Source organism: Streptomyces sp. NPDC040405 (genome assembly GCF_055595765.1).
Genome location: NZ_JBVIVI010000002.1, coordinates 150,748 through 175,295, shown reverse-complemented (window position 1 = coordinate 175,295; position 24,548 = coordinate 150,748). Strand labels below are relative to the sequence as shown.

Annotated in this window: 20 protein-coding genes and 3 tRNA genes; 8 read left to right on the top strand and 15 right to left on the bottom strand. The window is 70.4% G+C overall.

Annotation, left to right across the window (positions count from 1 at the left end; all coding sequences use genetic code 11):
- Nucleotides 1-57 precede the first annotated feature (57 nt).
- From rpoB to ACZ59A_RS07995, 9 genes are all read right to left on the bottom strand, one after another.
- Nucleotides 58-3,540, bottom strand: coding sequence for a DNA-directed RNA polymerase subunit beta (gene rpoB / locus ACZ59A_RS08035; RefSeq protein WP_470955087.1), 3,483 nt, complete (start codon nucleotides 3,538-3,540; stop codon nucleotides 58-60).
- 563 nt (nucleotides 3,541-4,103) lie between these two features.
- The gene (rplL, locus tag ACZ59A_RS08030) at nucleotides 4,104-4,496 is read right to left on the bottom strand and encodes a 50S ribosomal protein L7/L12 (RefSeq protein ID WP_199844443.1); all 393 of its coding nucleotides are present in this window, start codon (nucleotides 4,494-4,496) and stop codon (nucleotides 4,104-4,106) included.
- A 78-nt stretch (nucleotides 4,497-4,574) separates the two neighbouring features.
- On the bottom strand, nucleotides 4,575-5,138 hold the full coding sequence (rplJ, locus tag ACZ59A_RS08025; RefSeq protein WP_470955085.1) for a 50S ribosomal protein L10: 564 nt from the start codon (nucleotides 5,136-5,138) through the stop codon (nucleotides 4,575-4,577).
- A gap of 270 nt (nucleotides 5,139-5,408) precedes the next feature.
- Nucleotides 5,409-6,317, bottom strand: coding sequence for an SCO4651 family lipoprotein (locus tag ACZ59A_RS08020; protein WP_470955083.1), 909 nt, complete (start codon nucleotides 6,315-6,317; stop codon nucleotides 5,409-5,411).
- Nucleotides 6,318-6,444: 127 nt separating this feature from the next.
- Nucleotides 6,445-7,164: a 50S ribosomal protein L1 gene (rplA, locus tag ACZ59A_RS08015; RefSeq protein ID WP_468049137.1), complete on the bottom strand. Its 720-nt coding sequence runs from the start codon at nucleotides 7,162-7,164 to the stop codon at nucleotides 6,445-6,447.
- A gap of 79 nt (nucleotides 7,165-7,243) precedes the next feature.
- Nucleotides 7,244-7,678, bottom strand: a complete 435-nt coding sequence (gene rplK, locus ACZ59A_RS08010; protein WP_009715899.1) for a 50S ribosomal protein L11 — start codon at nucleotides 7,676-7,678, stop codon at nucleotides 7,244-7,246.
- Between the two features lie 167 nt (nucleotides 7,679-7,845).
- Nucleotides 7,846-8,676 carry a transcription termination/antitermination protein NusG gene (gene nusG / locus ACZ59A_RS08005; RefSeq protein ID WP_470955079.1) on the bottom strand — a complete coding sequence of 277 codons (831 nt, stop codon included), beginning with the start codon at nucleotides 8,674-8,676 and terminating at the stop codon, nucleotides 7,846-7,848.
- Between the two features lie 77 nt (nucleotides 8,677-8,753).
- Nucleotides 8,754-9,047, bottom strand: a complete 294-nt coding sequence (gene secE, locus ACZ59A_RS08000) for a preprotein translocase subunit SecE (protein WP_468049140.1) — start codon at nucleotides 9,045-9,047, stop codon at nucleotides 8,754-8,756.
- A gap of 109 nt (nucleotides 9,048-9,156) precedes the next feature.
- A tRNA-Trp gene (locus ACZ59A_RS07995) sits at nucleotides 9,157-9,229 on the bottom strand.
- 218 nt (nucleotides 9,230-9,447) lie between these two features.
- On the opposite strand from ACZ59A_RS07995, the gene ACZ59A_RS07990 reads away from it, so the two are divergent.
- Both ACZ59A_RS07990 and ACZ59A_RS07985 read left to right on the top strand, forming a co-directional pair.
- Nucleotides 9,448-10,686 carry a pyridoxal phosphate-dependent aminotransferase gene (locus tag ACZ59A_RS07990; protein WP_468049141.1) on the top strand — a complete coding sequence of 413 codons (1,239 nt, stop codon included), beginning with the start codon at nucleotides 9,448-9,450 and terminating at the stop codon, nucleotides 10,684-10,686.
- 302 nt (nucleotides 10,687-10,988) lie between these two features.
- Nucleotides 10,989-12,002: an adenosine deaminase gene (locus tag ACZ59A_RS07985; RefSeq protein WP_470955069.1), complete on the top strand. Its 1,014-nt coding sequence runs from the start codon at nucleotides 10,989-10,991 to the stop codon at nucleotides 12,000-12,002.
- 32 nt (nucleotides 12,003-12,034) lie between these two features.
- Here ACZ59A_RS07985 and ACZ59A_RS07980 read toward each other — a convergent pair whose 3' ends face one another.
- The 6 genes from ACZ59A_RS07980 to ACZ59A_RS07955 form a co-directional block, all read right to left on the bottom strand.
- On the bottom strand, nucleotides 12,035-13,090 hold the full coding sequence (locus ACZ59A_RS07980; RefSeq protein ID WP_470955066.1) for a UDP-N-acetylmuramate dehydrogenase: 1,056 nt from the start codon (nucleotides 13,088-13,090) through the stop codon (nucleotides 12,035-12,037).
- Nucleotides 13,091-13,170: 80 nt separating this feature from the next.
- A complete protein-coding gene (locus tag ACZ59A_RS07975) occupies nucleotides 13,171-13,605 on the bottom strand; it encodes a MaoC family dehydratase (RefSeq protein ID WP_470955063.1) in 435 nt (144 codons plus the stop codon).
- A complete protein-coding gene (locus ACZ59A_RS07970) occupies nucleotides 13,602-14,066 on the bottom strand; it encodes an FAS1-like dehydratase domain-containing protein (RefSeq protein ID WP_470955061.1) in 465 nt (154 codons plus the stop codon). Before ACZ59A_RS07970 ends, ACZ59A_RS07975 begins: the two co-directional genes overlap by 4 nt.
- An 84-nt stretch (nucleotides 14,067-14,150) precedes the next feature.
- Nucleotides 14,151-14,315, bottom strand: coding sequence for a 50S ribosomal protein L33 (rpmG, locus tag ACZ59A_RS07965; protein WP_009715907.1), 165 nt, complete (start codon nucleotides 14,313-14,315; stop codon nucleotides 14,151-14,153).
- Between the two features lie 89 nt (nucleotides 14,316-14,404).
- Nucleotides 14,405-14,477: transfer RNA gene (locus ACZ59A_RS07960), tRNA-Met, on the bottom strand.
- A 56-nt stretch (nucleotides 14,478-14,533) separates the two neighbouring features.
- Nucleotides 14,534-14,606, bottom strand: a tRNA-Thr gene (locus tag ACZ59A_RS07955).
- A gap of 210 nt (nucleotides 14,607-14,816) precedes the next feature.
- Here ACZ59A_RS07955 and ACZ59A_RS07950 point away from each other — a divergent pair.
- From ACZ59A_RS07950 to ACZ59A_RS07925, 6 genes are all read left to right on the top strand, one after another.
- A complete protein-coding gene (locus ACZ59A_RS07950; protein ID WP_470955060.1) occupies nucleotides 14,817-16,118 on the top strand; it encodes an amidohydrolase family protein in 1,302 nt (433 codons plus the stop codon).
- Nucleotides 16,119-16,358: 240 nt separating this feature from the next.
- On the top strand, nucleotides 16,359-17,024 hold the full coding sequence (locus ACZ59A_RS07945; RefSeq protein ID WP_470955057.1) for an NAD(P)H-binding protein: 666 nt from the start codon (nucleotides 16,359-16,361) through the stop codon (nucleotides 17,022-17,024).
- A 352-nt stretch (nucleotides 17,025-17,376) separates the two neighbouring features.
- The gene (locus tag ACZ59A_RS07940; RefSeq protein ID WP_470955055.1) at nucleotides 17,377-18,603 is read left to right on the top strand and encodes an amidohydrolase family protein; all 1,227 of its coding nucleotides are present in this window, start codon (nucleotides 17,377-17,379) and stop codon (nucleotides 18,601-18,603) included.
- 498 nt (nucleotides 18,604-19,101) lie between these two features.
- Nucleotides 19,102-23,103, top strand: coding sequence for an nSTAND1 domain-containing NTPase (locus tag ACZ59A_RS07935; protein WP_470955053.1), 4,002 nt, complete (start codon nucleotides 19,102-19,104; stop codon nucleotides 23,101-23,103).
- Between the two features lie 193 nt (nucleotides 23,104-23,296).
- Nucleotides 23,297-24,217 carry an FkbM family methyltransferase gene (locus ACZ59A_RS07930; protein WP_470955052.1) on the top strand — a complete coding sequence of 307 codons (921 nt, stop codon included), beginning with the start codon at nucleotides 23,297-23,299 and terminating at the stop codon, nucleotides 24,215-24,217.
- The gene (locus ACZ59A_RS07925; protein WP_470955049.1) at nucleotides 24,214-24,537 is read left to right on the top strand and encodes a hypothetical protein; all 324 of its coding nucleotides are present in this window, start codon (nucleotides 24,214-24,216) and stop codon (nucleotides 24,535-24,537) included. The genes ACZ59A_RS07930 and ACZ59A_RS07925 overlap by 4 nt, the downstream gene beginning before the upstream one ends.
- Nucleotides 24,538-24,548 lie beyond the last annotated feature (11 nt).

The following is a 24,548-nucleotide window of genomic DNA, read 5'->3' as shown; positions in this document are numbered from 1 at the left end:
ACTGGGGGTCCGGGGAGAGGCCGGGGCGGGGCGTACGATCCGCCCCGGCCAGACCCGTCAGACCTCTTCGACGCTGCTCGGCTCGCGCCGCGACAGGTCGATGCCGAGCTCCTCCGCAGCGCGGAAGACGTCCTCGTCGGTGTCGCGCATCTCGATGGACATGCCGTCGCTGGACAGCACCTCCACGTTGAGGCACAGGGACTGCATCTCCTTGATGAGCACCTTGAAGGACTCGGGGATGCCGGGCTCGGGGATGTTCTCGCCCTTGACGATGGCCTCGTAGACCTTCACGCGGCCGGTGACGTCGTCGGACTTGATGGTCAGCAGCTCCTGGAGGGCGTACGCGGCGCCATAAGCCTCCAGCGCCCACACCTCCATCTCTCCGAAGCGCTGGCCACCGAACTGAGCCTTACCGCCCAGCGGCTGCTGGGTAATCATCGAGTACGGACCGGTGGACCGGGCGTGCAGCTTGTCGTCCACCAGGTGGTGCAGCTTGAGGATGTACATGAAGCCGACCGAGATCGGGTCCGGGAACGGCTCGCCTGAGCGGCCGTCGAAGAGCCGGGCCTTACCGGAGGACTGCACCAGGCGGTCGCCGTCGCGGTTCGGGATCGTCGACTCGAAGAGACCGGCGATCTCGTCCTCGCGGGCACCGTCGAAGACCGGGGTCGCGACGTTGGTGCCGGGCTGGACCTCGTCGGCGCCGATCGCCTGCAGCCGCTGCATCCACTCCTCGGAGCCTTCGACCTTCCAGCCGCGGGAGGCCAGCCAGCCGAGGTGGATCTCCAGGACCTGTCCCGGGTTCATTCGGGACGGGACACCCAGCGGGTTGAGGATGATGTCGACCGGGGTGCCGTCCTCCAGGAACGGCATGTCCTCGACCGGCAGGATCTTCGAGATGACGCCCTTGTTGCCGTGACGGCCGGCGAGCTTGTCACCGTCGGTGATCTTGCGCTTCTGCGCCACGTAGACGCGGACCAGCTGGTTCACGCCGGGGGGCAGCTCGTCGCCCTCTTCGCGGTCGAAGACGCGGACGCCGATGACCTTGCCGATCTCGCCGTGCGGCACCTTCAGCGAGGTGTCACGGACCTCACGGGCCTTCTCACCGAAGATCGCGCGCAGCAGGCGCTCCTCCGGGGTCAGCTCGGTCTCGCCCTTCGGGGTGACCTTGCCGACCAGGATGTCCCCGGCAACGACCTCGGCACCGATGCGGATGATGCCGCGCTCGTCGAGGTCGGCCAGGACCTCCTCGGAGACGTTCGGGATGTCCCGGGTGATCTCCTCGGGGCCGAGCTTGGTGTCCCGGGCGTCGACCTCGTGCTCCTCGATGTGGATCGAGGAGAGGACGTCGTCCTGCACCAGCCGCTGGCTGAGGATGATCGCGTCCTCGTAGTTGTGGCCCTCCCACGGCATGAACGCGACGAGCAGGTTCTTGCCGAGCGCCATCTCACCTTCTTCGGTGGACGGGCCGTCGGCCAGGACCTGGCCGGTGATGACGCGGGCGCCCTCGTCGACGACCACCTTCTGGTTGAAGGAGGTGCCCTGGTTGGAGCGGGAGAACTTGGCGATCCGGTACGTGGTGTAGGTGCCGTCGTCGTTGGCCACCGTCACGTAGTCGGCGGAGACCTCCTGGACGACACCGTCCTTCTCGGCCTTGATGACGTCGCCCGCGTCGACCGCGCAGCGGTACTCCATACCGGTGCCGACCAGCGGGGACTCCGCCTTGATCAGCGGCACGGCCTGGCGCATCATGTTCGAGCCCATGAGCGCGCGGTTGGCGTCGTCGTGCTCGAGGAAGGGGATCATGGCGGTCGCGACCGACACCATCTGGCGCGGCGAGACGTCCATGTAGTCGACCTCGGTGCCGGGCACGTAGTCGACCTCACCGCCACGGCGGCGGACCAGGACGCGGTTCTCGGCGTAGGTGTTGTCGTCGGCCAGCGGCGCGTTCGCCTGGGCGATGACGAAGCGGTCTTCCTCATCGGCGGTGAGGAAGTCCACCTTGTCGGTGACGACACCCTCGTGGACCTTGCGGTACGGGGTCTCGACGAAACCGAACGCGTTGACCCGGCCGTACGAGGCGAGCGAGCCGATCAGACCAATGTTCGGGCCTTCCGGCGTCTCGATCGGGCACATGCGGCCGTAGTGCGAGGGGTGCACGTCACGGACCTCGAAGCCCGCCCGCTCACGGCTCAGACCACCCGGGCCCAGCGCCGACAGACGGCGCTTGTGGGTCAGACCCGACAGCGGGTTGGTCTGGTCCATGAACTGCGACAGCTGGCTGGTGCCGAAGAACTCCTTGATGGAGGCGACGACCGGCCGGATGTTGATCAGGGTCTGCGGCGTGATCGCCTCGACGTCCTGGGTGGTCATCCGCTCGCGAACGACGCGCTCCATACGGGCCAGACCGGTGCGGACCTGGTTCTGGATCAGCTCGCCGACGTTCCGCAGGCGGCGGTTGCCGAAGTGGTCGATGTCGTCGGTCTCGACGACGATCATGTCGCCGGCCTCGCCGACCGTCTCGGCCTCACCGGCGTGCAGCTTGACCAGGTACTTGATGGTCGCGATGACGTCATCGGTGGTCAGCACGCCGGCGTCGAGGGGGGCGTCCGCGCCGAGCTTCTTGTTGACCTTGTACCGGCCGACCTTGGCCAGGTCGTAGCGCTTCGGGTTGAAGTACAGGTTCTCCAGCAGCGTCTGGGCGGCCTCACGCGTCGGCGGCTCGCCCGGGCGCAGCTTGCGGTAGATGTCGAGCAGCGCGTCGTCCTGGCCCTGGGTGTGGTCCTTCTCCAGGGTGGCGCGCATGGACTCGTACTCGCCGAACTCCTCGAGGATCTGCTCGGTGGTCCAGCCGAGCGCCTTGAGCAGGACGGTGACGGACTGCTTGCGCTTGCGGTCGATGCGGACACCGACCATGTCGCGCTTGTCGATCTCCATCTCCAGCCAGGCACCCCGGGACGGGATGATCTTGGCCGAGAAGATGTCCTTGTCGGACGTCTTGTCGATGGAGGAGTCGAAGTACACACCCGGCGAGCGGACCAGCTGCGAGACGACGACACGCTCGGTGCCGTTGATGCAGAAGGTGCCCTTGTTGGTCATGAGCGGGAAGTCGCCCATGAAGACCGTCTGAGACTTGATCTCGCCGGTCTCGTTGTTGGTGAATTCAGCGGTGACGAAGAGCGGAGCGGCGTACGTGAAGTCGCGCTCCTTGCACTCGTCGATCGAGTTCTTCGGCGGCTCGAAGCGGTGATCACGGAAGGTCAGGGACATCGACCCGGAAAAGTCCTCGATCGGGGAGATCTCCTCGAAGATCTCTTCCAGACCGGACTTGGTGGGGACGTCCTGACCACTGTCCAGCGCAGCCTCGACGCGAGCCTTCCAGGCGGCATTGCCGAGCAGCCAATCGAAGCTCTCGGTCTGCAGTGCAAGGAGGTTCGGAACCTCGAGGGGCTCCTTGATCTTCGCAAAGGAGATGCGCAGCGGGGCGGTGCTGGCGCCATTGTTCGTATTGGCAGTCGAGGCGTTGCGCGAGGCGGCCAAGAGGGGGTCCTTCCGAGGGCTCGGACTCACTACGCGCGTACCGGTCCCACCGCGAACCCATGGATGAAATCCCAGATCAGGACGGTTTCATCGGCAGTGCTCAAAGGTGGGTATGCCCCTGGTGACGGGCAGGGAGCAGCTAACAGGCAGCGCAAAGGGTCAGTGTAGCCACTTGGCACACTGATGTCCAGCGCCGAGTTTCTGAGACCGGCAGCGCCAATCTCTCCCTCCGGTGAGGGGGCCCGCCCCTCGTTGTCCTTCACACGCCTGGTCGGCAGCAACCGCGCCTCGCCAGCGCATATCGATACTGCCCGCTTCGCCGACGATCCATGCCTCGGACTTACGGATCGGTGTGACGTCGCGTCCCGAGAATTGCGCGCTGCGTGCCGTTCGTCAAGGCCCCCCACTCCGCCGAGATCGTCACAGGGCGTGGCGACGGGCAACGAAGATCACCATACCTGCCGGAACCGGAAAGTCAGCGTAGCCGTCACAAGAACACCGAAGGGCGACCACCCCAACGGGTGATCGCCCTCACGGCAGCGCGGGTCATCCGACCCGTGAGATCACTTGACCTCGACCGAGGCGCCGGCGCCCTTGAGGGACTCGGCGGCCTTCTCGGCGGCCTCCTTGCTGACCTTCTCGAGGACCGGCTTCGGGGTGCCGTCGACGAGGTCCTTGGCCTCCTTCAGACCCAGCGAGGTCAGCTCACGCACGACCTTAATGACCTGGATCTTCTTGTCGCCGGCGCCAGTCAGCACGACGTCGAACTCGTCCTGCTCCTCCTCGGCCTCGGCAGCGGCGCCCGCGCCACCCGGGGCGGCGGCGACGACGGCGGCCGGAGCGGCGGCGGTGACGTCGAACTTCTCCTCGAACGCCTTCACGAACTCGGAGAGCTCGATGAGGGTGAGGGTCTCGAACTGCTCGAGCAGCTCTTCCTGGGTGAGCTTCGCCATGATGGCGGTCCTTCCACTAAGTCGGCAGGTGCCGGATGAAAATGTCGGGCGGGCGTCCGGGCCCGCTGTGACCGGGCCTGATTACTCGGCGGCCGCGGCCTCGGCGGGAGCCGGCTCGCCGGCACCGCCCTGCTCGGACTGCTTCTGCCGGAGCGCCTCCGCGGTGCGGACGAACTTCGACAGCGGGGCCTGGAAGAGCGCGGCAGCCTGGGACTGCTTGGCCTTCATGGCGCCCGCCAGCTTGGAGAGCAGCACCTCGCGGGACTCGAGGTCCGCGAGCTTCTTGATCTCGTCGGCGGACAGCGCCTTGCCGTCGAGCACGCCGCCCTTGATTTCGAGGGCGGGGTTTTCCTTGGCGAAGTCACGCAGACCCTTCGCCGCCACGACCGGATCACCGGTGACGAAGGCGACGGCCGACGAACCCGTGAACAGGTCGTCGAGCTGGTTGATCCCGGCCTCGTTGGCCGCGATCTTGGTCAGCGTGTTCTTCACCACACGGTACTGGGCGTTCTCACCGAGCGAACGGCGCAGCTCCTGGAGCTGTGCGACGGTGAGACCGGTGTACGCGGTCACAACGGCGCCGTTCGAGCTGCGGAACTTCTCCCGCATCTCGTCGACGGCGTCGACCTTGTCGGGACTCGCCATGAGCCTCGGCCTCCTTCCGGGTGATGAGGACCGCATCGGCCTGAAGGAAGGAGACTGAACAACACGAAAACGCCCCGGCGCAGGCGCACGGGGCGTGACTCGACCGCACGGACACACAGCCCGTTCGGGAGCTCAACCACAGTCACCTACGCGGGTCGCCCGCAAGCTAGCGGATCCTTCAGCCGCCGAATCCCCTTGCGGAGAGACAGCGACAACCAGCGGTCTTTGGCTTCTGCAGCAGATTACGCGAACGGGCCGCGGCCGGGCAAATCAGCTGCTGGGCGACGGCGCGGAGGCGCCGCCCGCCATCTCCTCGAAGCTGACGGTGTCCGAGGACGACGGCTCCTCGACGGTGACCTTGGTGCCGTAGTCCGAGTAGAAGACCGTGGAGTCGTAGGCGCCGTTGTTGCTGTTGGCCTGCTCACGCTTCTTGACCAGCAGGTTCTTGCTGTCGATCCACAGATCGATGGTCTCGGTCTTCATACCGGACTGCTCCATCTGCTTCTGCAGCGCGTCCAGGTCCGACTGGCTCAGGTCCTTGGACTGCATCTTGGCCAGCTCGGAGACCTCGATCTTGCCCGTGTAGTGGGTGGCCTCGGCGCCCTTGACGTCCTCCGAGCCGACCTTCTTCACCTTGCCGGAGGCCATCAGCAGCTGCACGGAGCGCGACGGGTTGTTGTTCTGCATCTGGTCCTTGAGGAAGGCACCGGAGGCGCCCGCCTTCTGGGCCAGCGCGTCGTAGTCGTACTTGATCCAGTGCTTGCCGCCGCCCGCCTGCTGGGCGAACTCGTCGCCCATGTTCATGAACATCGCGTCGGGCGTGTACCGGGCCTGGAGGGGCTTGCCCGCGATCGGGCTGGAGGCTATCGCCCCGCCCTTCTGCGTGATCGTCATGTTGGCGTTCATGCCGTCGGCCCAGTCCATGGCGCCGGACAGCTCGGAGGACTGGGTGCCCATCTGCGTGGAGCCCTCGACCTTGGCCGAGTGCTGCTCGTCCGTGCGCTCGGAGGCGAGCTTCAGGGCCGCCAGCGGGCTGCCCACCGACTGGCCGCCGCCGTCGCCCTTGCCGCCCGCCTTGCCCTCATCGGACTTGTCGCTCCCGCACGCGGTGAGACCGGCCATCAGAACAACGCCACAGGCCGCGATCACGCATCGCACACCCACATGAGTACCGCGCACGGTTCCCCCTTATTTTTCTTTTACGACTGTAGGCCGAACCCTATAGGGGGCCGCCGACATCAACGCGCCGGGCCCCCGCCTCTCTTCACGAGATGCGGGGGCCCGGCGGTTCCGGTCAGGAAGGGGCTCAGACGGCCTCTTCCTCGACCAGCAGGTTGCGAGTGCGGTTGGCGTCCAGCGGGATGCCGGGGCCCATCGTCGTGCTCAGGCTCGCCTTCTTGATGTAGCGGCCCTTCGCGGCGGACGGCTTGAGACGGTTGATCTCCTCAAGCGCCGCGGCGTAGTTCTCGACCAGCTTCGTCTCGTCGAAGGAAACCTTGCCGATGATGAAGTGCAGGTTCGAGTGCTTGTCGACGCGGAACTCGATCTTGCCGCCCTTGATGTCCGTGACAGCCTTCGTCACGTCGGGGGTGACGGTGCCGGTCTTCGGGTTCGGCATCAGACCACGCGGACCGAGCACCCGGCCCAGGCGGCCGACCTTGCCCATGAGGTCCGGGGTGGCGACGACGGCGTCGAAGTCCAGGCGGCCCTTGGACACCTCGTCGATGAGCTCGTCGGAGCCGACGATGTCGGCGCCCGCGGCTTCCGCGGCCGCAGCACGGTCACCGGTCGCGAAGACCAGGACCCGGGCGGTCTTACCGGTGCCGTGCGGCAGGTTCACGGTGCCGCGGACCATCTGGTCGGCCTTGCGCGGGTCGACGCCCAGGCGCATGGCGACCTCGACGGTCGCGTCGAACTTGCTCGGGGAGGTGTCCTTGGCGAGACGGACGGCCTCGAGCGGGGCGTACGCGCGCTCCCGGTCGATCTTGGCGTCCGCAGCGCGGAGGGACTTGCTGCGCTTGCTCAACTCTGCTCCTGATGTTGTGTTCGGAGTCGTGGTCCGGACCGCGCATTGGCCCTGCCACGGTGGTGCTACGGGGTGGCTGTCAGCCCTCGACCGTGATGCCCATGGAACGGGCGGTGCCGGCGATGATCTTCTCGGCGGCGTCCAGGTCGTTGGCGTTCAGGTCGGGCATCTTGGTGGTGGCGATGTCGCGGACCTGGTCGCGGGTGATCTTGGCGACCTTGGTCTTGTGCGGCTCGCCGGAGCCCTTCTCCACGCCCGCGGCCTTGAGGATCAGCTTCGCGGCCGGCGGCGTCTTGGTGATGAAGGTGAAGGAGCGGTCCTCGTAGACCGTGATCTCCACCGGCACGACCATGCCGCGCTGCGACTCGGTCGCGGCGTTGTAGGCCTTGCAGAACTCCATGATGTTGACGCCGTGCTGGCCCAGCGCGGGGCCGACCGGCGGGGCCGGGTTCGCGGCACCGGCCTGGATCTGGAGCTTGATCAGCCCCGTGACCTTCTTCTTCTTGGGAGGCATGCTCTCTCCGGGTCCTAGTGAGAGGTGGTCCGCCTCCACTCCGGGTCATCCGGATGGAGGCATACCGCACAACGATAACGGGTATAGGTGTGCGGCCTGAAACCGAGCAGGTCAGACCGGCCCCGGAAGGGCCCGATCTGACCTGTCGGAAGGGTGCGGAAGAAGCGTCAGTTCTTCTGGATCTGGTCGAAGCTCAGCTCGACCGGGGTCTCCCGGCCGAAGATCTCGACCAGGCCCTTGACCTTCTTCGAGTCGGCGTTGATCTCGTTGATCGTCGCCTGCAGCGTGGCGAACGGGCCGTCGGTGACCGTGACCGAGTCGCCCACCTCGAAGTCCAGCACCTGGACCTCGACCTTGCGGCTGGGCGCCGGGGCGCCGCCCTCTTCGGCGGCAGCCTTGGCGGCCTTCTCCTCGGCCTCCGGGGCGAGCATCTTGACGATCTCGTCCAGGGTCAGCGGGTACGGGTCGTAGGCGTTGCCCACGAAGCCGGTGACGCCGGGGGTGTTCCGCACGACGCCCCAGGACTCGTTCGTCAGGTCCATGCGCACCAGCACGTAGCCGGGGAGCTTGTTCTGACGGACGTTCTTCCGCTCGCCGTTCTTGATCTGGACGATCTCTTCTTCGGGGACCTCGGCCTGGTAGATGAAGTCCTCGACGTTCAGCGAGACGGCACGCTGCTCCAGGTTGGCCTTCACGCGCTTCTCGTAGCCCGCGTAGGTGTGGATCACGTACCACTCGCCGGGCAGCCCGCGCAGCTCGTCACGGAGGGCCTCGACCGGGTCGACGTCGACCTCGGCCTCGGCGACGTCCTCGTCCTCCGCGGTCTCGACGACGGCCTCGGCCTCGTCCTCGACATGAATCGCGGCCGTCTCGGCAGGCTCGCCCGCAGCGGCGTCGGCGGCCTCAGCCTGGTCGGAGTCCGCCGCCTCGACGATGTCGAGCTCGTCCTCACGGGACTCGACGGGCTCGGCGGCGTCGTTCAGGTTCGGGTCAGACACGGTGGCTGCTTCTTCCTGGCTTCAAGGGGTGGAACGTGCGAAAGGGCGCCCGGTACACGGCCGCCCTCCGCGGGGTCTCAGCCAAAGACGTACTTGATGGCGTTGTTGAACCCATAGTCAATCACGGTCACGATGCCGATCATGATCAGCACGAAGACGATCACCACGCTGGTGTATGTCGACAGCTGATTGCGCGTGGGCCACACGACCTTGCGCAGCTCGGCGATGATCTGGCGGTAGAAAAGCGCGAGCCGGCCGAAGGGCCCCTTCTTCGCGCGCTTGCCACCACGGCGGCCCTTCTTGGTCGCCACCTCGTCCTCGTCGGGACGACCGCTCTCAGGCGTCGCGGTGGAGCCAAGGGCTTCCGTCACTCGTCCTCACCTGAATCCGGGTCGTGGCCGTGCCGCGTCCGGCCCGGCCGCACAGCGGTGCTTGTCCTTGCGTACGCATGCACGCACCCTGACGATCAAGTGCGTGTAGCAGGGCCGGAGGGACTTGAACCCCCAACCGCTGGTTTTGGAGACCAGTGCTCTACCAATTGAGCTACGACCCTTTGCGGCAACCCCCAACCTACCGCATCCATCCCGCTGCACGGAGTGTGCGGGTCGGATACGTCTGTTGAGCGGCCAACGACGGTTGAGTGTACGTGCTTGACGGCCGGGCGTCGAACGAGAAGCGCCCGTGCGCTCGGGTTGAATCCCGGCAGACGACTTGTGTGAGTCTCCTTAAACCCGTGTACCGCCCTTTTCGCCCGTCTGCGACGATGCCTCCATGACCGCTGCTACTCCTCCCGCACAGTCCCCGACCGACCGGCGGGTGTCGGCCCGGATCGGATCCATCTCCGAGTCCGCGACCCTCGCCGTCGATGCCAAGGCCAAGGCCCTCAAGGCCGCCGGCCGCCCGGTGATCGGCTTCGGCGCCGGTGAGCCGGACTTCCCGACACCCGACTACGTCGTCGAGGCGGCTGTGGCGGCCTGCCGTGACCCCAGGTTCCACCGCTACACGCCGGCCGGCGGGCTCCCCGAGCTGAAGGCCGCCATCGCCGCGAAGACGCTGCGCGACAGCGGCTACGAGGTCGAGGCCGCCCAGATCCTGGTGACCAACGGCGGCAAGCAGGCGATCTACGAGGCGTTCGCCGCGATCGTCGACCCGGGCGACGAGGTCATCGTCCCTGCGCCGTACTGGACCACCTACCCGGAGTCGATCCGGCTGGCCGGCGGTGTCCCGGTGGACGTCGTCGCTGACGAGACGACCGGCTACCGCGTCTCCGTCGAGCAGCTGGAGGCGGCCCGCACCGAGCGCACCAAGGTGCTGGTCTTCGTCTCGCCGTCGAACCCGACCGGCGCGGTCTACAGCCGCGAGCAGATCGAGGAGATCGGCCGCTGGGCCGCCGAGCACGGGCTGTGGGTGCTCACCGACGAGATCTACGAGCACCTGGTCTACGGCGACGCGAAGTTCCACTCGCTGCCGGTGGTCGTGCCCGAGCTGGCCGACAAGTGCGTCGTGGTCAACGGCGTCGCCAAGACCTACGCGATGACCGGCTGGCGGGTCGGCTGGATCATCGGCCCCAAGGACGTGGTGAAGGCCGCGACCAACCTCCAGTCGCACGCCACCTCCAACGTGAGCAACGTCGCGCAGGCCGCCGCCCTGGCCGCCGTCTCCGGCGACCTCGACGCCGTCGCCACGATGCGCGAGGCGTTCGACCGCCGCCGCCGCACCATCGTGCGCATGCTCAACGAGATCGACGGCGTCGAGTGCCCGGAGCCGGAGGGCGCGTTCTACGCCTACCCGTCGGCGAAGGGGCTGCTCGGCAAGGAGATCCGCGGCAAGCGGCCGCAGACCACCGTCGAGCTGGCCGCGCTGATCCTGGAGGAGGCCGAGGTCGCCGTCGTGCCGGGTGAGGCGTTCGGCACACCGGGCTACCTGCGGCTGTCCTACGCGCTGGGCGACGAGGACCTCGTCGAGGGCATCTCGCGGATCCAGAAGCTGCTGGCGGAGGCCCGCGCGTAGGTCCTGTCCGGCGGATCTTCGTGGATCAGCCCGCGGCGTCTGGTGCGGTACATCGCAAGGCGGAGGGTCGTCCTCGTACCGGGTCGTACTCGGGCGATCCCGACAACGCGGCGAGGTGCCGTGCCAGGCGTCGTGGGCCCGCGAAGATCCGCCGGACAGGGCCTGAGCGCCTCCCCCCATGAGAGCGGGCGCCCGGCCACGGCCGGGCGCCCGCTCTCGTCCGGACCCGGATTCCTGTGCGGGCAAGGCCACGTTCGGCGAAAGCGGTACCGGCCGGTCCGGACGTGCGGCAAAATCTGCAGATGGCACGCGATGTACATCTGCTCCCCAAGGCGCATCTGCATCTCCACTTCACCGGCTCCATGCGCCCCGGCACGCTCCTTGAACTCGCCGACAAATACGGCGTCCATCTGCCCGAGGCGCTGAGCGGCGGCGAGCCGCCGAGACTGCGGGCGACCGACGAGCGCGGCTGGTTCCGCTTCCAGCGGCTGTACGACATCGCGCGGTCGTGTCTGCGGGAGCCCGACGACATCCGGCGGCTGGTGCGCGAGGCCGCCGAGGAGGACGTCGCGGACGGCTCCGGCTGGCTGGAGATCCAGGTCGACCCCACCTCGTACGCCCCGCGCCTGGGCGGGCTGATCCCGGCGCTGGAGGTCATCCTGGACGCGGTCGACGCCGCCTCCCGGGACACCGGGCTCGGGATACGGGTCCTGGTCGCCGCGAACCGGATGAAGCACCCCCTGGAGGCCCGCACCCTGGCCCGGCTCGCGGTGCGCTTCGCGGACCGCGGGGTGGTCGGCTTCGGGCTCTCCAACGACGAGCGGCGCGGATTCGCCCGCGACTTCGACCGCGCCTTCGCCATCGCCCGGGAGGGCGGGCTGCTCGCCGCCCCGCACGGCGGCGAGCTGTCGGGGCCCGGGAGCGTCCGCGACTGCCTGGACGACCTCGTGGCGTCCCGGGTGGGCCACGGGGTGCGCGCGGCCGAGGACCCGCGGCTGCTCGCCCGGCTGGCCGACCGCGGGGTGACCTGCGAGGTGTGCCCGTCCTCCAATGTCGCCCTCGGGGTCTACGAGAAGCCCGAGGACGTACCCCTGCGCACCCTGTACGACGCCGGGGTGCCGATGGCGCTGGGCGCCGACGACCCGCTGCTGTTCGGGTCGCGGCTGGCGGCCCAGTACCAGCTGGCGCGCGAGCACCATGGCTTCGGCGACGAGGAACTCGCGGAGCTGGCACGGCAGTCGGTACGGGGTTCGGCGGCGCCGGAGGACGTACGACGGCGGCTGCTGGCGGGGATCGACGACTGGCTGGCGGGCTGAGCACCTCCGAAAATTCGGAGGTGCCCTCGCGGCTACAGGCTCACGCCCACCGTCACCGGCTCGTTGACCAGCCGTACGCCGAACGCCTCCTCGACTCCGGTCACCACCTCGCGGGCCAGCGCCAGCAGGTCCTCGGTGGTGGCCTCGCCGCGGTTGGTGAGCGCCAGGGTGTGCTTGGTGGAGATGCGGGCCGGGCCGGTGCCGTAGCCCTTGGTGAAGCCCGCCTTGTCGATCAGCCAGGCGGCGGAGGTCTTGATCCGCCCCTCCCCCGCCGGGAAGGCGGGCGGCACGGTGTCCGGGCCGAGGCGGTCGGCGACGCGGGCCAGGAAGGCTTCGTACGCGCTCTCGGTCAGCACCGGGTTGGTGAAGAACGACCCCGCCGACCAGCTGTCGTGGTCCTCGGGGTCGAGCACCATGCCCTTGCCCGCGCGCAGGGACAGCACGGTCCGGCGGGCGGTGTCGGCGGGCACCCGGTCGCCCACCTCGACGCCGAGCACCCGGGCGGTCTCGGCGTACTTGATGGGCGCGGACAGCCCGCCCGCGTCCTCCAGGCCGAAGCGGACCCGCAGGATGACGTGGCGGTCCGGCTCGGCCTTGAAGCGGCTGTGGCGGTAGGAGAAGGCGCAGTCGGCGGCGGGGATCGTCACGACGGCGTCCGCGCGGCGGTCGTAGGCGACCACCTCGGTGAGGGTGGCGGAGACCTCCTGGCCGTACGCCCCGACGTTCTGTATCGGGGTCGCGCCCGCGGAGCCGGGGATTCCGGCCAGGCACTCGACACCGGCGAGGCCCGCCTCGACCGTACGGGCCACGGCGTCGGACCAGTTCTCGCCCGCGGCCAGCTCCAGCCGGGTGCCGTCGAGGGTGAAGCCGGTGGTCGCGATGTGCAGGGCGGTGCCGTCGAAGCCCTTGTCGGCGATGACCAGGTTGCTGCCGCCGCCGATCAGCAGCAGCGGCGTGCCGGTCGCGTCGGCCTCGCGGACCGCGGCGATCACCTCGTCGTCGGTGGTGGCCGTGATCAGGCGGGTGGCCGGGCCGCCGAGCCGGAAGGTGGTGAGGGGGGCGAGGGGGGCGTCATGGAGTTCCTGCACGCGCTCAAGGGTACGGGGGCGCCCCCGGCGCGATGCCGGGGGCGGCCGGTGGTCCCCGTGTGTGGCGCGGGCCCCGGGGATTACGCGAGGCGGATGACGGCGCGGGCCATGCCCAGCACCTTCTGGCCCTCGCTGGTCGCCGTGATGTCCACGCGGACCGTACGGGCCTCGTCGTCCAGCTTGGCGGCGACCTTGGCGGCGATCTCGATGAGCGCGCCCTTGTCGTCGTTCGGGACGACGACCGGCTTGGTGAAGCGCACGCCGTAGTCGACGACGGCCCCGGGGTCGCCGGTCCAGTCGGTCACCACGCGGATCGCCTCGGCCATGGTGAACATCCCGTGGGCGATGACGTCGGGGAGGCCGACCTCCTTGGCGAACTTCTCGTTCCAGTGGATCGGGTTGAAGTCGCCCGACGCACCGGCGTACCGGATGAGGTCGGCGCGGTTCACCGGGAAGGTCTGCGCGGGAAGTTCGGTGCCGACCTCGACGGCGTCGTACGAGATCTTGGCGGTCATCTGCTGTCCTCCGCTTCGGCTGCGCGCGCCACCAGTTTCGTCATCGCCGTCACCACGTGCCCGCCCGCGGCGTCGCGCACCTCACCGCTGATCAGGATCACATCGTTGCCCGCGAGCGACTTGATGTCGTCGATCCTGGTGATGACGGTCAGCCGGTCGGCCGCCTCGATGGGCCGGGTGTACGCGAACTTCTGGTCGCCGTGCACCACCCGGTTGAAGTCCAGCCCCAGCTGCGGGTCGCCGACCACCAGGTGCCGTGCGGCCTTGAAGGTGATCGCGAAGACGAACGTGGGCGGGGCGATCACATCGGAGTAGCCGAGCGCCTTGGCCGCCTCGGGATCGGTGTAGACCGGGTTGGTCTCGCCGATCGATTCGGCGAATTCGCGGATCTTCTCCCTGCCGACCTCATACGGGTCGGTGGGCGGGTATGTCCGCCCGACGAAAGACGGATCAAGCGCCATCGCCTCGGCACCTCCTGGTGTTGATGACTAACGAAACGAGGCCACCCCCGCTGATGGGGGGCGGCCTCGAATGAGAGTTTATTGCTATCGCGTCTCGCGGTGCGCGGTGTGCGCGTTGCAACGCGGGCAGTGCTTCTTGATCTCAAGACGATCCGGGTCGTTGCGCCGGTTCTTCTTGGTGATGTAGTTCCGCTCCTTGCACTCCACGCAGGCCAGCGTGATCTTCGGGCGGACGTCGGTGGCAGCCACGTGAGTGCTCCTTGACGGACGGATGGGACATAAAAACGCATTAAAGAGTAGCCGACCGGAGGACCGACCCCACAATCGGCTACTGTCTGTAGCGGTGACCGGACTTGAACCGGTGACACAGCGATTATGAGCCGCTTGCTCTACCGACTGAGCTACACCGCTGCGATGCGAGTCGGGCCCCGTCCGACCGGAGTCGAACGGGATTCCTCACACATCAGAGCCCCAATACGGAATCGAACCGTAGACCTTCTCCTTACCATGGAGACGCTCTGCCGACTGAGCTATTGGGGCGAGCGATGAAGACATTACACGCTCGGCCGCCGAAGGTGAAATCCGTATCGGCCCAGGGCCACCGCGTACAGCCCAGGTTGCTCACGCACCACACCGGTACGACTATTCGCCTCCTCCGCGAAGCCGCCCGCACCGCGCCCTAGGCTCGGTTCGCCCCGCGTGATCTTGTGCCGCCGGCCGCGCCCGGCACCGCGATTCCCCAGGAGTGCGATGCCCGAGAGCCAGCCGCCCGAGAGCCATCAGCAGCAGCCCTCCGGCAACGACGGCGGAGGCGCCGCCGGGCCCTCCGCGCTGGTCCTCGGCGGCGCCCGGCTCGCCGACGGCCGAACGGTGGACGTACGGCTCAGCGGCGGGCGGATCGAGGCGGTCGGCACCACGGGCAGCCTGGTCCCCGGGCCGCGGCTCGACCTCGGCGGCTATCTGCTGCTCCCCGCCCCCGCCGAACCGCACGCGCACTGCGACACCGCCCTGACGGCCGACCTCGCGGGCCCCGTCCCGCACACCGCCGAGGACGTCCGGCGCCGCACCACCGAGGCCGCCCTGGTGCACCTCGGCCACGGGGCGACCGCCGTGCGCACCCATGTGCGGATCGGCGGGGTGCACGGCCTGCGCTCCCTGGAGGCGGTCCTGGAGGCCCGGCACAGCCTCCGCGGGCTCGTCGACCTCGGCGCGGTCGCGGTGCCGCGGGTGCTGACCGGGGTGGCCGGGGCGGACGGGCTCGCGATGCTGCGGGACGCCGCGGGGATGGGCGCCTCCGTCATCGGCGGGTGCCCCGACCTCGACCCCGACCCGACCGGTCACGCCGAGGCCGTCCTCGACCTCGCCGCCCGCCACGGCTGCGCCGTCGACCTCCACACGGACGGTGACGACCCAGCCCGGCTCGCCCGGCTCGCGGCGATGGCCGGGGGCCTGCGGCCCGGCGTCACCATCGGCCCCTGCGGCGGGCTGGCCCGGCTGCCCCGGGACATCGCGGCGCGGATCGCCGACCGGCTCGCGGCGGCGGGCGTCACCGTGGTCTGCCTGCCGCAGGGCGACTGTGCCGGGCTGGAGGACCGGGGTGAGCAGGGGGCGCGCGTGGCCGGTTGCGCGCCGGTGCGGCTGCTGCGGGCCGCGGGCGTCCGGGTCGCCGCCGGGAGCGGCGCCCTGCGCGACCCGGTCAACCCCGTGGGCCGCGGCGACCCGCTGGAGGCCGCCTATCTGCTGGCCTCCCGGGGCGAACTGGGCCCCGCGGACGCCTACGACGCGGTCTGCGCCCGGGCCCGGGCCGCGCTGGGGCTGCCCGAGGTGCGGGTGGAGGCCGGGTTCCCCGCCGAGCTGCTGGCGGTGCGCGGCGACGGGCTCGCGGGCGTGCTGTCGCTCGCGTACAGCCGGGTCGTGGTGCACGACGGCCGGGTGGTCGCCCGTACCAGCGCGGTACGGGAGTACTGCGACTCGGCCGCCGCGGTCGCCCTCGACCTGCCGCGCCAGTCCCGGCCCCAGTCCCGCCCCTCGGACGGCGACGCGCAGCCGTAGGGGGTGCCTTGCGGGTCATGCCGGGCTCCCGGCGTCTGGCACGGCACCTCGCGGCCCCGCGCTCGTCGCACGCAGCGCCTCCCCCAGCTACCGCTGGGAGGTGCCCCCTGCGCTCTCCTCATGCGGCTTGCGATGCTCCCCCAGCTACCGCTGGGAGGTGCCCCCTGCACCAGACGCCGCTCGCTCATCCGGCCTGCCCCACAAGGCACCCCCTAGCCCAACCGGCGTACGGTCGGGATCATGCGCATTGTCATCGCTGGTGGACATGGACAGATCGCCCTGCGGCTGGAGCGGCTGCTCTCCGCGCGTGGAGACGAAGTGGCGGGCATCGTCCGCAAGCCGGAGCAGGCGGGCGACCTGCTGGCGGCGGGCGCCGAACCGGTCGTCTGCGACCTCGAATCGGCCTCGGTGGACGACGTGGCCAAGCATCTGGAGGCCGCGGACGCCGCCGTCTTCGCCGCCGGCGCGGGTCCCGGCAGCGGGATCGAGCGCAAGGAGACGGTCGACCGCGCGGCCTCCGCGCTCTTCGCTGACGCGGCCGAGCGGGCGGGCGTACGTCGGTTCCTCACCGTGTCCGCGATGGGCGCGGCGCACGAGCCGCCGCCCGGTACGGACCCGGTCTTCGCCGCCTATCTGCGGGCCAAGGGCGCCGCGGACGACGACATCCGGGCCCGCGACGCCCTCGACTGGACCGTGCTGCGCCCGGGCCGCCTCACCGACGACCCGGGCACGGGCCTGGTGAACCTGGCCGAGCACACCGGCCGGGCCGAGGTGACCCGCGACGACGTGGCCGCCGTCCTGGCCGCCCTCCTCGACGAACCCCGCACGGCGGGCCGCACCCTGGAACTCCTGGGCGGCGCCACGCCCGTGGCGGAGGCGGTACGCGCCGTCGCCGACGGCGGCTGAGCGGGGCCCGCGGGTGCGGGGGGCTGGTGGGTGCGCGCGGTCGCTGGGGTGGTGGGTGCCGGGTGCGGCGCCTCCGGGGCAGGTCCCTGGACCGTATATTTACGGCGCCGCCGACGTAGAGCGTGGCGTGAACGCGGGGCGATCGGCGCCACGAATACACGGCAGCGTCCAGGACCCCACCCCTGCACCCCCGCCCCCTCCCGCCGAGCAGCGGCTCCCCACCGGTGGCCCCGGTCGCCGGGTGGGCACAACCCGGCCCCGCGGAAACGGGGGCTGCCTTCTCTTGTTGCCTGAGGCGGTCGCCTCTACTCTGCAATCTGACGGACCGTCAGATTCGTGGGGAGATGACGCCATGACGGGCGAGACGACCGGCGCGACCGAGCTGCCCATGGTCATCAGCGTGGACGACCATGTGATCGAGCCCGCCCATCTCTTCGAGACCTGGCTTCCGGCCAAGTACCGCGACCGCGGGCCGAAGCCGCTCACGGCCGGGATCGGGGAACTGGCGTACATCGGCGGCAAATACCGCATCACGACCGATCCGGACGGTCCGCTCACGGACTGGTGGGAGTACGAGGGCGGCCTGTTCCCGTACAAGCGGATCATCGCGGCCGTCGGCTTCTCGCGGGACGAGATGACCCTGGAGGGCATCACCCGCGAGCAGATGCGCCGCGGGTGCTGGGACCCCAAGGCCCGGATCGCCGACATGGAGATGAATCACGTCGAGGCGTCACTGTGCTTCCCGACGTTCCCCCGCTTCTGCGGCCAGACCTTCGCCGAGGCCGACGACAAGGAGGTCGGGCTGGCCTGTGTGCGGGCGTACAACGACTGGATGGTCGAGGAGTGGTGCGGTGACAGCGGCGGGCGGCTGATCCCGCTGTGCCTGATCCCGCTATGGGACGTCGAGCTGGCGGTGGCGGAGATCCGCCGGAACGCCGCGCGGGGCGTGCGCGCCGTGACCTTCAGCGAGATCCCGACCTACCTCGGCCTGCCGAGCATCCACAGCGGCTACTGGGACCCGTTCTTCGCCGAGTGCGAGGCGACGGGGACGGTCGTGTGCATGCACATCGGCTCGTCCTCGCAGATGCCCGCGGCCTCCCCCGACGCCCCGCCCGCGGTCCAGGCGGCGTTGAGCTTCAACAACGCCATGGCCTCGATGATGGACTTCCTCTTCAGCGGCGTCCTGGTGAAGTTCCCGCGGCTGAAGCTCGCGTACGCCGAGGGCCAGATGGGCTGGATCCCGTACGCCCTGGAGCGCGCGGACGACGTCTGGCAGGAGCACCGGGCGTGGGGCGGCGTGCGGGATCTCGTTCCCGAGCCGCCGTCCACGTACTACTACCGGCAGATCTACTGCTGCTTCTTCCGCGACCGGCACGGCGTCGCCTCGCTCGACACGGTCGGTGTGGACAACGCCACGTTCGAGACCGACTACCCGCATGTGGACTCCACCTGGCCGCACACCGAGCGGATCGCGGCCGAGCACGTCGCGGGGCTGCCGCCGGAGACCACGTACAAGATCCTGCGCGGCAACGCGATCCGGATGCTGGAGCTGGACTTCGACAAGGACCGGACGGCGTAAGGGAATACCGGCCGTTTTCGGCCATCATGGCCCGAATCCCGGCCGCCCCCTTGCCTAACCGGGGCGGCGGCCATGGGATCAGTGCATGTCTGAGCGTCGATCAGCCGTGAAGGAACCGCCGAGTGGCGCCGCCGCGCCGCTCGGCGGCGTCATGCCGCAGCGGCGCCGGAGCAAGTGCCTCCCCGTCCCACAGCGTTCGGCGCCGGTCCCTCCCCACGCGGGGACCGGAGCCGAACGGTGGGGCGGTGCCGATCCGCACCCCCCCCGTTTGGGTGCGGATCGCGGGCGGGGCGGTTCGGGGGTCGGCGCGGCGGTCGTCAGGGGGTCCGGGCCGAGGGCCCGGCCGGCTGTCGCGACCGCCTGCGCTGCTGGGTTGTGATCCTGCCAGCTGCGCCTTCGGGCGAGGAGGTTCCGGTTTTGGGCCGCGGCCTTCGTCGCAGGTCATCCGTATAAAGTGAGTTTTCCGGTCCGGATATCCAGGCGCGGGGGAAGTAAGGAGTGGAGACCTTGAGTTCCGACTCAGGGGTACGCACAGCCTTCGCGGAACGCCTTGCCCTGCTCTACCGGGAGGCCGGCAACCCTCCCCTGAAGAGTGTGGCCGAGGCGGTCGTCCGGCTTCAGCGGGTCGACGAGCGGGGGCGCCCCGTGCGGGTGTCCGTTCAGCGGATCAGCGACTGGCGGCGGGCCAAGAACGTACCCGCCCAGTTCGCTGCGCTCGCGGCCGTGCTGCACGTACTGATCCCCGACGCCCGGCGGCTGCGTCCCGCGCCGGTGTCCACCGGGCTGTACGACCTCGCCCAGTGGCAGCGCCTGTGGGAGCGTGCGGTGGCCGATCCGGTCGGGATGCGCCCCCCGGCGGCCGCGGACGAGGAGGAGCGGCCCCCGGCCGACGCCCCGGCCGTCCCCGGCGCGGTATGCCCCTACCGGGGGCTGGCCGCGTACCGGCAGCAGGACGCCCGGTGGTTCTTCGGCCGGGAGCGGAGCACAGAGGCGCTCGTCGGCCAGCTGCGCTCGGCGGAGAAGACGGGCGGCCTGGTCATGCTCGTGGGCGCCTCGGGCGCGGGGAAGTCCTCCCTGCTGAACGCCGGACTGGTGCCCGAGCTGGAGAAGTGCGGGCTGGGCGACGACGGGGACGGCCGGGCGCGCGAGGTGCTCCAGCTCGCGCCGGGCGGCGATCCGCTCGCGGAGCTGACCCGCCGGATACCCCAGCTCGCGGACGTCGTCCGCGGCCAGCAGGAGGCGCCCGATACCCCGCGCTTCACGCGCGCGGTGCGGGAGGCCGTCACGGCCTGGGCGGCGCGCGACAGCCCCGCCGCCGCCCGGCCGGTCGTCATCGTGGACCAGTTCGAGGAGGCGTTCACCCTCGGCACCGACGAGGCGGACCGGCGTACGTTCATCCGGCTGCTGCACGCCGCGTGCTCGCCCGGCGCCTCCGGCGAACCGGCCCCCGTCCTCGCCGTCCTCGGCATCCGCGCCGACTTCTACGAGCAGTGCCTGGCGTACCCCGAACTGGCCGACGCGCTCCAGCACCGCCACATGGTGCTCGGCCCGCTGACCGTCGCCGAGCTGCGCGAGGCGGTGACCGGCCCGGCCAAGGCGGTGGGGCTGGAACTCGAACCGGGGCTCGCGGAGCTGATCGTCCGGGAGGTGAGCGCCGACGGCCCCGGCGGCACCCATGACGCCGGGGTGCTGCCGCTCCTGTCCCACGCCCTGCTCGCCACCTGGCAGCGCCGGAAGGCGGGGCGGCTGACCCTGGCCGGATATCGCGGTGCGGGCGGCATCCAGGGGGCGGTGGCCGCGACCGCCGAGCGGGCCTGGTCCGGCCTCGACCCCGCGGCGCGCACGGCCGCGCGGCTGCTGCTCCTGCGGCTGGTCCGGCTGGGCGAGGACACCCAGGCCACCCGCAGGCGGGGGACGCGGCGCCAGCTGTCGGAGGAGTCGACGGAGCCCGGCAAGACGCAGGAATCGCTCGAAGCGCTGGTCCGCGCCCGCCTGGTGACCCTCGACGCGGAGACCGTGGAGATCACCCATGAGGCGCTGCTGCACGCCTGGCCGCGGCTGCGCGACTGGATCGACGAGGGCCGCAACGACCATCTGCTGCGCCAGCGCCTGGAGGAGGACGGCCGGGCCTGGGAGGGCATGAGCCGCGACCCGTCGCTGCTCTACCGGGGCTCCCGGCTGGAGCAGGCCCACACCTGGGCGAAGTCCGCCGGTGACACCCTGCTGACCCGCAGCGCGGTGGAGTTCCTGGCCGCCTCCGTACGGCTGCGCAAGCGCACCATCTGGCTCAGCCGGGGCGCGGTGGCGGCGCTGGTCGTGCTGGCGATGGTGGCCGTCGGATCGGCGGTGGTCGCGTGGCAGCAGCGGGACGACGCGGTGTTCGAGCAGGTGGTCACCGAGGCCGACCGCTTCGAGTACCGGGATCCGTCGCTGTCCGCCCAGCTCGCCCTGGTGGCCCACCGGCAGCGGCCGGACGACGAGGCGACGAGGAACCGGCTGATCTCGATCGTCAACGCGCCGCTGGCCACCCCGCTGCGCGGCCACACCGGCGCCGTCTATCTCACCTCGTTCAGCCCGGACGGAAAGACGCTGGCCACCGCCAGCTACGACCGGACCGTCCGGCTCTGGGACACCAGCGACCCGACGCGGCCCAAACCGCTGGGCAAGCCGCTGACCGGCCACACCAGCTGGGTGAGCAGCGCGGTCTTCAGCCCGGACGGCAAAACCCTCGCCAGCGCGGGCGACGACGGCACGGTGCGCCTGTGGGACGTGACGGACCCGCGCCATCCGCGCCCGCTCGGCGAGCCCCTGTCCGGCCAGGACGGCACGATCTACCTGATCGCCTTCAGCCCGGACGGGAAGACCCTGGCCGCCGCCACCGACAACCGCAAGGTCCGCCTGTGGGACATGGGCGACCGACGGCGGCCGAAGCCGCTCGGCTCGCTGACCGGCCCCACCGCCGCCGTACGCTCCGTCGCGTTCAGCCCCGACGGCCGGATGCTGGCGGGCGGAGGCGACGACGGCACGATCCGGCTGTGGAAAATGACCGATCCGCGGCACCCCAAGCGCGTCGGCAAGGCGCTGACCGGCCATACGGACCTGATCCACTCCGTGGCGTTCAGCCCGGACGGCAAAACCCTCGCCAGCGGCGCCGCGGACAACACCGTCCGGCTGTGGGACGTCGGCGATCCACGGCACGTGGAGCCGCTGGGCTCGCCGCTCACCGGCCACTCCGGGCCCATCTGGTCCGTGGCGTTCAGCCCGGACGGCAACATGCTCGCCGCCGCCAGCCAGGACAGCACGGCGAGCCTGTGGAACGTCCAGGACCCGGCGTATCCGTCGCAGGTCGGCGAGCCGCTGGCGGGCAGCAGCGGCGAGATGTACGCGCTCGGCTTCAGCCCCGACGGCCGGACGCTGGCCACCGGGACCGGCGACAACACGGTCCGCCTGTGGTCGATCCCGACGTCGGACATGATCGGCCGGGTCGGGGCGTTCCGCCCGGACGGGAAGGTGCTCGCCACGGCGGCGCGCGACGAGAAGGTCCGGATGTGGAACGTCGCGAAGCCGGGGCGGCCGGTGCCGATGGGCAAGCCGTTCAGCCCGGGGAACGGCTCGGTGCGGGAGCCGACGTTCTCCCCCGACGGCCGCATCTTCGCGGCGATGGCCGGGGGCGCCGCGGTGCGGCTGTGGAACGTCGCCGACCCGGCCCGGCCCGAGCCCGCCGGGCCGCCCATCAACCTGCGGACCCGGTTCGCGGGCGCGCTGGCCTTCAGCCCGGACGGGCGCACGCTGGCCACCGTGTACGACGACCGCACCATCCGGCTGTGGGACGTCAGCGACCCGTTCCACGTCCGTCCGCTCGGCGCGCCGCTCACCGGCCACAAGGGCTACGTCAACGCCCTTCTCTTCAGCCCGGACGGCCGCACGCTCGCCAGCGGCAGCGCGGACAACACCATCCGGCTGTGGAACGTGACCGACCGGCGCCACGCCGAGCGGCTGGGCGCGCCGCTCACCGGACACCTCGGTCCCATCAACGCGCTCGCCTACAGCCCGGACGGCCGCACCCTGGCCAGCGGCAGCGACGACAACACGGTCCGGATCTGGAACGTCGCCGATCCCCGCAAGGCGACCAGGCTGGGCCGCCCGCTCACCGGCCACACCGACTCGATCATGTCGCTGACGCTCAGCCGGGACGGCCGCACCCTGGCGAGCGGCGGCAACGACAACGCGGTCCGGATCTGGGACATCAGCGTCCCGTCCAAGGCCGCCCCCATCGGCCAGTCGATGAGCCCCAACGCCAAGACCGGCAATTTCCTGTCGTTCAGCCCCCAGAGCCACATGCTCGGGGTGTCGACCGGCGCCGACACCATCCGGCTGTGGGACCTGGACGTCGACAAGGCGATCCGCCGCGTCTGCTCGATGACCCGGGGCGTCCTGACGGCGGAGAACTGGCACGACTATCTGCCCCGGATGTCGTACGAGCCCCCGTGCGGGCGCTGACGAAAGGGGCCGCGGTGAGTGATCACGATCACAACTCGGCGTTCATTCCGACCAGTCGGCACCCTGACGGGGGCAGGCGCGTTACGCTGGGGAACAGCCCGATCGCTGGTGCATCCCCCGTCGCCAGCGATCGGGCGCTTGTCTGTGCTTCGACGGCCCGCACCGCTCGGCGCGAAGCTGGAGGTCACCCGTGATGCCATGGCTCGACCAGGCCGCCCTGGATCTCGGCCGCGCCTACGTCCGCCACGCGCCCTGGAGCGCCGGGAAGCGGGCCCTGGTCGAGCGCCACCTGAACGCCGCCCTGCGGGACCGCCCCCTGCACCGCCTGGCCCGCACCCGCTTCGGCGCCACCTTCGCCGTCGACACCCAGGACCTCATCCAGCGGTACCTGTACCTCTTCGGCGTCTGGGAACCCCATATGACGCGCTGGCTCCAGCGCAGGCTGAAGCCCGGCGACGCGTTCGTGGACGTCGGCGCCAACATCGGCTACTACAGCGTCCTCGCCGCACGCCTGGTCGGACCCCGTGGCCGGGTGGTGGCGGTCGAGGCGTCCCCGGCCTTCCACCAGCTGCTCCTGCGGCACGCCCGGCGCAACCGGTCCACCAACATCCGCGCGGTCAACGCCGCCGTCTCCGACCGCGACGAGCTGCTGACCTTCATCCTCGCCAGCTCGCGCAACATGGGCGCGAACAGCATCGTCCCCTACGACGGCCCGGCCGAGTCCACCTTCGAGGTCGCGGCCCGCCCGCTGCCCGATCTCCTCACCGAGGAGGAGATCGCCCGGGCCAGGGTCATCAAGATCGACGTCGAGGGCGCGGAGGGCGCCGTGGTCCGCGGCCTGATCCCCCTGCTGCCCGCCCTGCGCCCCGACGCGGAGCTGACCATCGAGGTCACCCCGGAGCGGATGGCCGACCTGGGCGAATCCGTGGAAGAGCTGCTGGAAGCCCTGGCGGCCCACGGCTTCCACATCTACCACCTGGCCAACGACTACGCGGCGGCCAGCTACCCGGCCGCGCTCCGCCACGCTCCGCGGGTGCCGGTGCGGTGGCGGGGCCCCGTCACGGCCGAGAGCGACCTGGTGTTCTCCCGGGTCGACGCCGAAACACTGCCATGACCTCCGCCGCATCGGGCCGGTCGGCTCCCGGCCTGGTCGGCACCGTGGTGACCGCCGTGATCCTGGCGCTGGGGCACGCGGTGACCGCCTACTTCGTTTATCTCGCCGCTATGGCGAACCCCGCGGGCCCCTGGGACCGGGAGACGATCAGCTACTGCGGTCTCTCCTCGGGCATCGCGCTCGCCTTGTCGTTGATCACGGCCCTGCTCACCCTGCTCTTCGTGAAGGCGCGGTGGCTGCGCGGGTGGTGGTACGCGATCCCGGCCCTGCTGGCGGTCGCCGCCCTTCTCCGGCTGACGCTGCTGGCTCCCGAGCTCTGACCCGGCCGTCC